Source organism: Emticicia sp., assembly GCF_049241225.1.
Taxonomy (GTDB): Bacteria; Bacteroidota; Bacteroidia; order Cytophagales; family Spirosomataceae; genus Emticicia.
In genome coordinates this window covers 1-8,986 of record NZ_JBMLRC010000290.1, presented here as the reverse complement: position 1 = coordinate 8,986, position 8,986 = coordinate 1, and the positions used below count along the sequence as shown (strand labels likewise).

Below are 8,986 nucleotides of genomic sequence, written 5' to 3'. Positions count from 1 at the left end.
GAACCTGTAACCTGATACCCTTTTTTGTTTAATGCAAGGGCAAGATTGTGCATTACAGCACCCCCAACAGCTATGAAATGTATTTTTTTGGACATGAAGAAAGTACTTAATTAAGAATTAAAAATTAAGAATGATGGTTTTACTTTTAGTCAGTATTAAGTTATACATTAAACTAAATAAAAAATTTGGATAAGAAAAAGACATTCTCAATTTCTCATCGAACGGGCGACCCCGTCTTATATTCTTAATTTCAAACAAATTTCATTGCAAAGTTCTTAATTTAATATGACATTTGCACATATTTTTCAAATTTCCATTATTATCCGTCGAAAGCGGTAAAAGCTATTAGTCAATTTGTTGAGTAAACCAACTATTGTGCTACTTTTTAAGATATGAAACGTTACATAGACCTTATCGAACAAACCTTTGAGTTTCCAACTCGTGAGTTTGGTGTGGATGAAAATCACACATTACTTTTCAATAACGTTCGCTTGACCGATATTATCAAGGAGTATGGGACACCTTTGAAAATTAGTTATTTGCCAAAAATAGCAGAGCATATTGATAATGCAAAATTGCTTTTCAGAAATGCTATGAAAAAATATAACTACAAAGGTAACTATACGTATTGCTACTGTACGAAATCATCGCATTTTAAGTTTGTAATCGAAACCGCTCTTAAAAGTAACGTTCACCTCGAAACTTCATCGGCTTTTGATATAAATATCATCAGAGCCTTGTATGATGATGGAAAGATAAACAAGAATACTTACGTGATATGCAATGGCTATAAGCGTCCAAAATACTTGGAAGACATTTCGGCCATGCATAACGATGGCTTCATTAACTGCATTCCGATTCTCGATAATCTGAAAGAAATTGATTATTATCTGGAGCATTCAACTGCCGAAACAGTGAGTGTGGGTATCAGAATTGCGACCGACGAAGAACCAAACTTTGCTTTTTATACTTCTCGTTTGGGAGTTCGTTATAATGATATTAATAGCTTGTATTTGGATAAAATAAAGCCAAATCCACGCTTTAAGCTCAAAATGTTGCACTTTTTTATCAATGCTGGTATCAAAGACAACGCTTATTATTGGTCGGAATTAACTCGTTTTATGTTTAAATATTGCGAGATGAAGAAGATTTGTCCAGACCTCGATTCGATTGATATTGGTGGTGGATTACCGATTCAGACATCGTTGGTTTTCAACTATGATTACCAAGCGATGATTGACGAAATCATTGAAAATATCCAGTGGATTTGTAATAAAAATAACGTGCCTGTACCCCATATCTTTACCGAATTTGGTAGCTATACCGTGGGTGAAAGTGGTGCGGTTATTTATAAGGTTATCGACAAAAAACAACAAAACGACCGTGAGTTGTGGTACATGATTGATGGCTCATTTATTACGCAATTGCCTGATTCGTGGGGGATTGGCCAGAAATATATCATGATGCCAGTTAATAATTGGGATAGTCCGTATGAAAAGGTAAATCTCGGTGGATTGACTTGCGACTCGGCTGATTTCTACAATACCGAGGCTCACTCAGAGGATTTGTATTTACCTATTTTCGACATAGAAAACGAAGACCAGTATATTGGTTTCTTCCATACGGGAGCGTATCAAGAGTCGTTGGGTGGCTATGGTGGTATTCAGCACTGTTTGATTCCTGCACCACAACACGTATTGGTAAATTTGGATGACGATGGTAATATCATAACTGAGCTTTTCTCGCCTGAGCAAGACAGCGATTCTATGCTGAAAATCTTAGGTTTTAAAGCAAACGGAAACGGAGAAGCACCCAAAACAACAACCGTAAAGAAGGTTAAAAAGGCTACCGAAGAAATTACCGAAGAAGTAGCATCGTAAAATATTCTTAGAAAATATACGTTTAAGAGAAAATGGTTTGTGCAGATATACTACCTGCACAAATCATTGAGTTTTGAGAGAACAAAAAATGAAATTCTGATGAAAATTAAATTACTGATTTTGAGTCTTTTAGTAGTAGGAGCAATGGCTTCATGCAAACGTCAGCAATGTCCAGCTTATGGAAAAACTACTCCAAAAACTACTGTTGATAAAAGACACGCTTGATTTTACACAATCTGAGTAATAAATCGAGATGCTTCGAGCAGGCTGCCAAATTGCCAGTCGGCCAAATCTGTTGTTTCTTTTCCACCGGTGATGTGGATTGTTTTCACACCGGCTTTTTTTCCTGCTTTTACGTCACGTTCGGCATCGCCAATCATAAACGATTGCGTTGAGTCAATTTCGTATTTAGCCATTGCTTTTTCAAGCATGAGCGAATCAGGCTTACGTAGTAATGAGTTTGAAGTATAGCTTGGGTGATGTTTCGAGAAGTACAAGTCGTCTATGATTCCTCCACATGCCGATTGCAGTATTTCGTGAAAGTCTCTGACGAGATTTTCGGTATAAAGCCCTTTGGCAATACCGGCCTGATTGGTCACGACAATGAGCATATAGCCCGCTTTTTTGAGCAATGAGAGTCCTTCGGCTACGCCCTCTCTAATCACAAAATCTTCTTTTCGACTTACGTAGTCGTGTTGTTCTTCGTTTAGTACTCCATCTCGGTCAAGGAAAACACATTTTTTCATGCAGCAATATTTTTGGTACAAAGAAAAGAAAAAATATAATTAAATTCAGATAAATGTCTGAAAAAATATTCTTCTTGTTTTGTTTATGGAATATATAAATTATAAAAACCGATATTTGAAACAAAAACTTCAAAAACTATGCTAAAAACTTTACTTACGGTTTCGTTGGCCTTTATTTCAACGACATTATTAGCACAATTATTCAACGAAGACTTCAAATATAGCACAGGTGCATCACTGACCTCCAATGGTTGGGTTGCTCATAGTGGGGCGGGTACAAATGCCATAAAAGTGGTAGATGGTTTGGCTTATTCGGGGTTGACAAGCACTGGCGGAGCGGCCAGTTTGACGACTTCGGGCGAAGACATCAACCGAAATTTTCCTGCGGTAAAAGATGGTAACGTTTATGTGGCATTCTTAGCAAATTTTTCGGCCGTACAAGATGCTGGTGATTATTTTTTGCACCTCGGACCTACAACTCTAAGTACAATTTTTAGAGGGAAAGTATTTGCTAAAAAAAGTGGAACTGGCTTTCAGGTAGGAGTTACGAAGGCGAGTAATACTCCCAATTATGCTGCTACGGTCTATGATTTGAATAAGACGTATCTTTTCGTATTAAAATATACACTGAAAAGTGGAAATTCGACGGATGATGAGGTTGTTTTGTATGTAAACCCAACGATAACCGAAAAAGAACCCGCAACCCCAACTTCGGTGACACCAGCCGCCGAAAGCGATACAGATAGTAACATTGGTACGATTGCCCTGCGTCAGGGAGCTGCTGCAAATGCTCCAACCGTGAAAATTGATGGCATTGTGGTAGGAACAACTTGGGAGTCAGTGTTGGTGCCATCCGTACAGACACAGTTTGATGCCAAAACGCCCGCCAAGATTACGAAGAATGTTAATCAGGCATCGGAAGTTGCAAAAGTTGATATTATTGCCTCGAATGTAGTTGGAGATGTCGAGATTTTACCAGAGTTAGAAAAAACATTTCAAGTTTCAACCGATGGGCTAAATTGGGGAGTAATCCTCACCTTAAAACCCAATAGTGGTTCGTTGAATACCAGTATTTTTGTAAGAATTTTGAGTAGTTTCAACACCGCACAAACAGGTACACAGAACTTGATTTTTAGATATGGGCAATCGAAAAATTATGAGTTAATTGCTTCAAAGTCAATTAATTATGAGATTGTTGATGCCAGTGTAGTTTCTACTATTGCACGAGCCAAAACACTTATTGAGCAAACTTCGGTGAGAGTGGCAGGAAGGATAACTTCGGCGGGTGAAATTAACAATTTGGTTTACGTAGAAGATGCCACAGGTGGAATTCCAGTGAGTGGTATTACGACTACAGTAGCGGTTGGCGATTCGGTACAAGTTTTCGGGAAATTATCAAATATCAGTAAGCAGCTTTATCTACAAAGTTCGGAGTTTACAAAAATCGGAACAACTAATAAGATTCTAACACCAAAAACTATCACAACCAGCCAACTGGCAGCTAATGAAGGGAATCTAATTTCGGTGAAGGATGTAAGTTTTGCTGATAAGAAATTCGTTTTCCTACCCAATACAAATTACACGATAGCTGAAGGTACTACCAATGCTACCGTAAGGGTTTGGGAGGGAACTGACATTGATGGCCGTACAAAACCACAAGCGACTTTTACGATTTCGGGCGTGGTTGGACGTTTCAATGATGGCTATCAGATTTACCCTCGTTCGCAAGCTGATATTCCAGGTACAGGAAAGCCACAAGGAACGGTTTCAAGTATTTCGGTCGATAAGACCTTTGATGTGACTACATGGAATATCAACTGGTACGGAAATACAGCCAATGGCCCTTCTAATGAGGCTTTACAACAAGCGAATGTGCTACAAGTATTAGATTCACTTAAATCTGATCTGTATTTCTTAGAGGAAGTATCGAACCCAACGGCATTCAAAAATTTAGTTGCTAAAATGAAAGGCTACGAAGGGGTTTGTTCGTCGGCTATTTCGGCAGGAGGCGTGGCTGATGATGCTCAGAGAGTATGTTTTATTTACAGAACAGATGTTGTAAAAAGTGTTTCTACAAGACCTTTATTGACAGGAGCTACAAACTTACCCAACTATCCATCAGACCCCGCTCGTTTTTGGGCGAGTGGCCGTTTGCCATTTTTGATGGTTGCTGATGTAACGGTTGATGGGGTAAAACAACGCTTGCACATTGTGGGTATACATGCAAGAGCAAATACAGGCGGAACTTCCGGTACTGAAGCTGACCGAGAGTTACAGTATCGCCAAAGGAAATATGATGTAGAGGTATTGAAAGATAGTCTTGATGCTCAGTTTCCGAAAGAAAATATTATCATAGCCGGCGATTTTAACGATGATGTTGACGAAACCGTTTCGGTGATTAGTTCTACCAAAGAATCAAGCTATAAAAAATATGTTGACGATGCCGAGCGTTGGCAGACATTAACCAAGGCCCTAAGCGATGATGGTTATCGCTCGTATGTGTCTCAAGAAAATATGATTGACCATATTTTGATTTCAAATGAGCTAAAAAACAGCTATTTGAGTAGCTCGGTAGGTGTGGCATTGCCTTTTACATTTCTGAAGAACTACACAGCTACTACTTCTGATCACTTACCAGTTTTTGCACGTTTTCAGTTTATAGCACCACCAACTGCTACCGAACCTGCATTAGGGATTAATGCAAGAGTTTTTCCGAATCCAACTATTGATATGATTGACCTTGATTTAGACGAGACACTGAGCAAGCAGTTATTAGAGGTAAGCCTTTCTAATTCACAAGGGTATATGATTTTTAAAGAAAATGGCACTTGGGATAGTGTAAGACAACAGTTTAATAACGATTTATCGAAGCGTTCGGCAGGTGTTTATTTCTTGAAAATAGCAGATAAACAACGCCGTGTGAGTGTATTTAAAATAGTAAAGCAATAAGATTAGATTGTATTGTGGTTTGAATTTTTTGTATTATTTTTAGGGCTACAAACTAAAACCTTTATAATCTTTATGGAACAAATAGTAGAATACTTCGCCACAATTCCGTCGTCGCACCGAAGTGCTATTCTGATTGGTGGCATTGCTTTCTTCTGGATGGCAGAATACGTAGTGCCACTTTTTCAGTTTAAATACAATAAAATCAAGCACGCAGGAGTCAATATTTTTTTTACGCTGACAACAATCGTTATCAACTTTGCTTTGGCATTTATACTGCTCAAATCGGCCGAATGGGCGGTAAGTAATAATTTCGGAATCTTGCAATGGCTGCCCGAAATGCCGCTTTGGGCTTATACGATTGTTGGTTTGCTTTTGCTCGATTTGATAGGAGCATGGTTTGTGCATTGGACAGAGCATAAAGTAAAATGGATGTGGAAATTTCACTTGATTCACCATTCGGATACTAATGTTGATACTACCTCGGCTAACCGTCATCACCCCGGCGAGAGCGTATTTCGTTTTATTTTCACCACGGCAGGAATCGTGATTGCGGGAGCTCCGATGTGGATGGTATTTATGTACCAAGCAATTTCGGTGCTACTTTCGCAGTTTAACCATGCCAATATAGTGATTCCGAAGTGGCTCGATAATGCCATTAGTTGGGTGATAGTTTCGCCCGATATGCACAAAGTGCATCATCATTATGTGTTGCCATATACTGACTCAAATTATGGAAATATCTTTTCTATTTGGGACAGGCTTTTTGGTACATACATGACTCTCGACCGAGAAAAAATTATTTACGGCATTGATACTCACATGAAACCCGAAGAAAATTCACGTTTGGGTAGCTTACTGAAAATCCCTTTTGAGGCGTATCGGAAGCCAGTAGGGGAGTAAAAAAAAACGGTGTCTGAGCGTAATTAAAAGTCTATTGAAGAAGATAAAAACGTTGCCTGAGCGTAGCCGAAGGCAACGTTTTTTACGTAAGGAATTGACAATAAATAATTTTTGCTTTAACTTAGTAAGGTAAAGCGATTGATTGATGTTTCACGAAAACCTATTAGAACAAATTCTTGATTTACCCGATGCAGCGATATTGATGCAGGAGGTAAATACTCGACTTAATGAAGAAAGGCAGCGTAGAGAAAAATTCTACAATGATACAGATGAATCTATAAAAGCCGAGTTCATTAATGGCGAAATGATTGTGCATTCTCCTGTAATGAAAAGGCACAATGACGCAATGGGTTTGTTGTATAAGTTATTGAGAATATATTGCTATAAACATACTTTAGGATTCGTCGGTTTCGAAAAAATAATGACAGTTTTTAGTCGGAATGACTACGAACCTGATATTGTATTTTTCGGAAATGAAAAAGCTAAAGATTTTAAAGAGGTTCAAACGCTTTTTCCAGTACCTGATTTTATAGTAGAGATTCTTTCAAAAAGCACTGCTAAGAATGACAGAGGTGTAAAGTTTGATGATTATGAAACCCACAAAGTTGCTGAATATTGGATTATAGACCCTGATAATGAAGTAGTTGAGCAATATTTATTACAAGAAAAACGCTACGAATTGAATCTTAAATCAAGTAACGGAACAATAAAAAGTAAGGTTATTGAAGGCTTTGAAATTCCGATTAGAGCTATTTTTGATGAGAAATTAAACTTTGAGGTTTTACAGAGTTTGCTAAAATAAATTTTAAAAAACGGTGCCTAAGCGTATCGGACAACCGAAGCTGTCGAAGGCACCGTTTTTCACTACATCCACTCCCAAGCACTCTGATAAGCACCGATTTCTTGGGTATAATTAATAAATTCCTCATAAAACTCTGAACTTGCCAGCGTGGCACTGTCGCCGATGACTACGAGTTTTTTTCTGGCACGAGTCATGGCCACATTCATGCGGCGAATATCTGATAAGAAACCAATCGCACCTTCGGCATTACTACGGGTGAGACTGATATAAACAATGTCTCGTTCTTGCCCTTGAAAACTATCAATCGTATTGACGGAAATATGCGGCAAAACTTCTTGTAGTTCGGGTGTGTGTTCGACTTGTTCTTTCACAATCGAAATCTGTTGTTTATAAGGCGAAATAATCGCTATACTCGGGAATTGATTCGGGCTGATTTTTTTCTTCAATTCTTCTACAAAAATATTCAGGTGCTTTACCAAAAAGGCAGCTTCATCTGGGTTGGTTGAACTTGTGCCATCCAATTTTTCATCAAAACTACAACCTGCTGTGTCGATAAAGGCAAGTGGTGAATCATCAGCAAAAAGTAAACGTTTGGCTACCGAATCATGTGCTTTTAATTTATTCTGATAAAAAATCTTTGATGAATGTGCCATAATTTGCTCATTCATGCGGTATTGTTCTTCCAAAAGTGTAACGGCTTCTGGGTGAAGTGCTACACATTTTTCGAGGAGGGTTTTATTTAAGCCCCCATTGGGGGTTTGGGGGCTTTTTATCGTTGGTGGGAGCTGACAATGGTCGCCCGCAAGAATTACTTTTTGTGCTTTCAGAATCGGAATCCAACACGCAGGCTCTAAGGCTTGGCCTGCTTCATCAATAATGGTTGTTTGAAACTTTACATTACGAATCGTGTAATGATTTGCCCCTACCAAAGTGGCCGTTATTACCTGGGCTTTTGCCACTAAATCGTCAATGATATATTGCTCGGTATTACCCACTTCTTTCATTATTTTATGGGCTTCATCAAACAAAGCTTTTCGTTGGTCACGCTCCGACTTACCAAAGCTTCGTTTGTATTTATGAGCCATATTTCGGTACTCATTGGCCTGTTTTTTTAGCGTTTTTGCATTTTTTATCATCGGGTGGTCGGTCATTTTATGGTCTAATGTCAACGCCATCAGACGCTCGCTTACACGGGCAGGATTACCGATACGCAAGACGTTTAGTCCTTCCTCCGAAAGTTTTTCGCTTAATAAATCAACGGCCGTATTGCTTGGGGCTACCACCAAAATCGGGGCCTTATTTTCTTGTTTGCTGAGTGCCTTGATTGCCTGTACCAAAGTGGTGGTTTTTCCTGTACCAGGCGGGCCGTGAACAATCGCTAACTCATTGGCTGATAATATTTTATTTAAAGCATTATTTTGAGACTCATTGAGCTTCGGAATCGAAATTGGGTGTAAATCGGTTCGGAAAGTTGGCGTTTTCTCACCCGTCAGAATCCTCACTAAGCTACCTTCTGGTTTTTCAAGTATCTCGCTGGCCGATTTGAGAGCTGCTTGCATCTCGTCGTAGCTGTTGTCATCGAAAAGTAAGTCGATTCCGAGTTTTCCATCACGAGCAAAGTCTGGAAGTTCGTCGGTGCGGAGTGTGATTTTTAGACGATTGGCATTGAGGTGCGAAATTGTACCTTCCACACGGTCTTTTTGTGGGTC

The 8,986-nt window shown here is 39.0% G+C and carries 8 protein-coding genes; 5 read left to right on the top strand and 3 right to left on the bottom strand.

All coding sequences use genetic code 11. The annotated features are described in order from the left end of the window. Window positions 1–95: Mur ligase domain-containing protein (locus ACOVO2_RS15535; RefSeq protein ID WP_421770857.1), on the bottom strand; the 95-nt coding region annotated here is incomplete at its 3' end. Between the two features lie 297 nt (window positions 96–392). On the opposite strand from ACOVO2_RS15535, the gene ACOVO2_RS15530 reads away from it, so the two are divergent. Continuing rightward, entirely contained in the window at window positions 393–1,880 is a 1,488-nt protein-coding gene (locus tag ACOVO2_RS15530) for an arginine decarboxylase (protein WP_421770856.1), read from the top strand. Window positions 1,881–1,979: 99 nt separating this feature from the next. After that, window positions 1,980–2,105, top strand: coding sequence for a hypothetical protein (locus ACOVO2_RS15525; RefSeq protein WP_421770855.1), 126 nt, complete (start codon window positions 1,980–1,982; stop codon window positions 2,103–2,105). 2 nt (window positions 2,106–2,107) lie between these two features. Here ACOVO2_RS15525 and ACOVO2_RS15520 read toward each other — a convergent pair whose 3' ends face one another. After that, window positions 2,108–2,626 (bottom strand): D-glycero-alpha-D-manno-heptose-1,7-bisphosphate 7-phosphatase, encoded by a 519-nt coding sequence (locus ACOVO2_RS15520; RefSeq protein ID WP_421770854.1) that lies wholly within the window; start codon window positions 2,624–2,626, stop codon window positions 2,108–2,110. A 138-nt stretch (window positions 2,627–2,764) separates the two neighbouring features. Between ACOVO2_RS15520 and ACOVO2_RS15515 the strand changes: the two genes are divergently transcribed. The 3 genes from ACOVO2_RS15515 to ACOVO2_RS15505 all read left to right on the top strand — a co-directional run bounded on the left by ACOVO2_RS15515 (window position 2,765) and on the right by ACOVO2_RS15505 (window position 7,277). Continuing rightward, on the top strand, window positions 2,765–5,575 hold the full coding sequence (locus tag ACOVO2_RS15515) for a DUF5689 domain-containing protein (protein ID WP_421770853.1): 2,811 nt from the start codon (window positions 2,765–2,767) through the stop codon (window positions 5,573–5,575). Window positions 5,576–5,647: 72 nt separating this feature from the next. Continuing rightward, entirely contained in the window at window positions 5,648–6,475 is an 828-nt protein-coding gene (locus tag ACOVO2_RS15510) for a sterol desaturase family protein (protein WP_421770852.1), read from the top strand. A 145-nt stretch (window positions 6,476–6,620) separates the two neighbouring features. After that, window positions 6,621–7,277 carry a Uma2 family endonuclease gene (locus ACOVO2_RS15505; protein WP_421770851.1) on the top strand — a complete coding sequence of 219 codons (657 nt, stop codon included), beginning with the start codon at window positions 6,621–6,623 and terminating at the stop codon, window positions 7,275–7,277. Between the two features lie 62 nt (window positions 7,278–7,339). Here the strand turns inward: ACOVO2_RS15505 and ACOVO2_RS15500 are convergent. Further along, window positions 7,340–8,986 (bottom strand): AAA domain-containing protein (locus ACOVO2_RS15500; protein ID WP_421770850.1); only part of this gene is annotated, 1,647 nt, incomplete at its 5' end.

Coding starts and splice junctions, on each gene's coding strand:
- ACOVO2_RS15530 (WP_421770856.1), top strand. CDS start 393: ATGAAACGTTACATAGACCTTATCGAACAAACCTTTGAGTTTCCAACT.
- ACOVO2_RS15525 (WP_421770855.1), top strand. CDS start 1,980: ATGAAAATTAAATTACTGATTTTGAGTCTTTTAGTAGTAGGAGCAATG.
- ACOVO2_RS15520 (WP_421770854.1), bottom strand. CDS start 2,626: ATGAAAAAATGTGTTTTCCTTGACCGAGATGGAGTACTAAACGAAGAA.
- ACOVO2_RS15515 (WP_421770853.1), top strand. CDS start 2,765: ATGCTAAAAACTTTACTTACGGTTTCGTTGGCCTTTATTTCAACGACA.
- ACOVO2_RS15510 (WP_421770852.1), top strand. CDS start 5,648: ATGGAACAAATAGTAGAATACTTCGCCACAATTCCGTCGTCGCACCGA.
- ACOVO2_RS15505 (WP_421770851.1), top strand. CDS start 6,621: ATGTTTCACGAAAACCTATTAGAACAAATTCTTGATTTACCCGATGCA.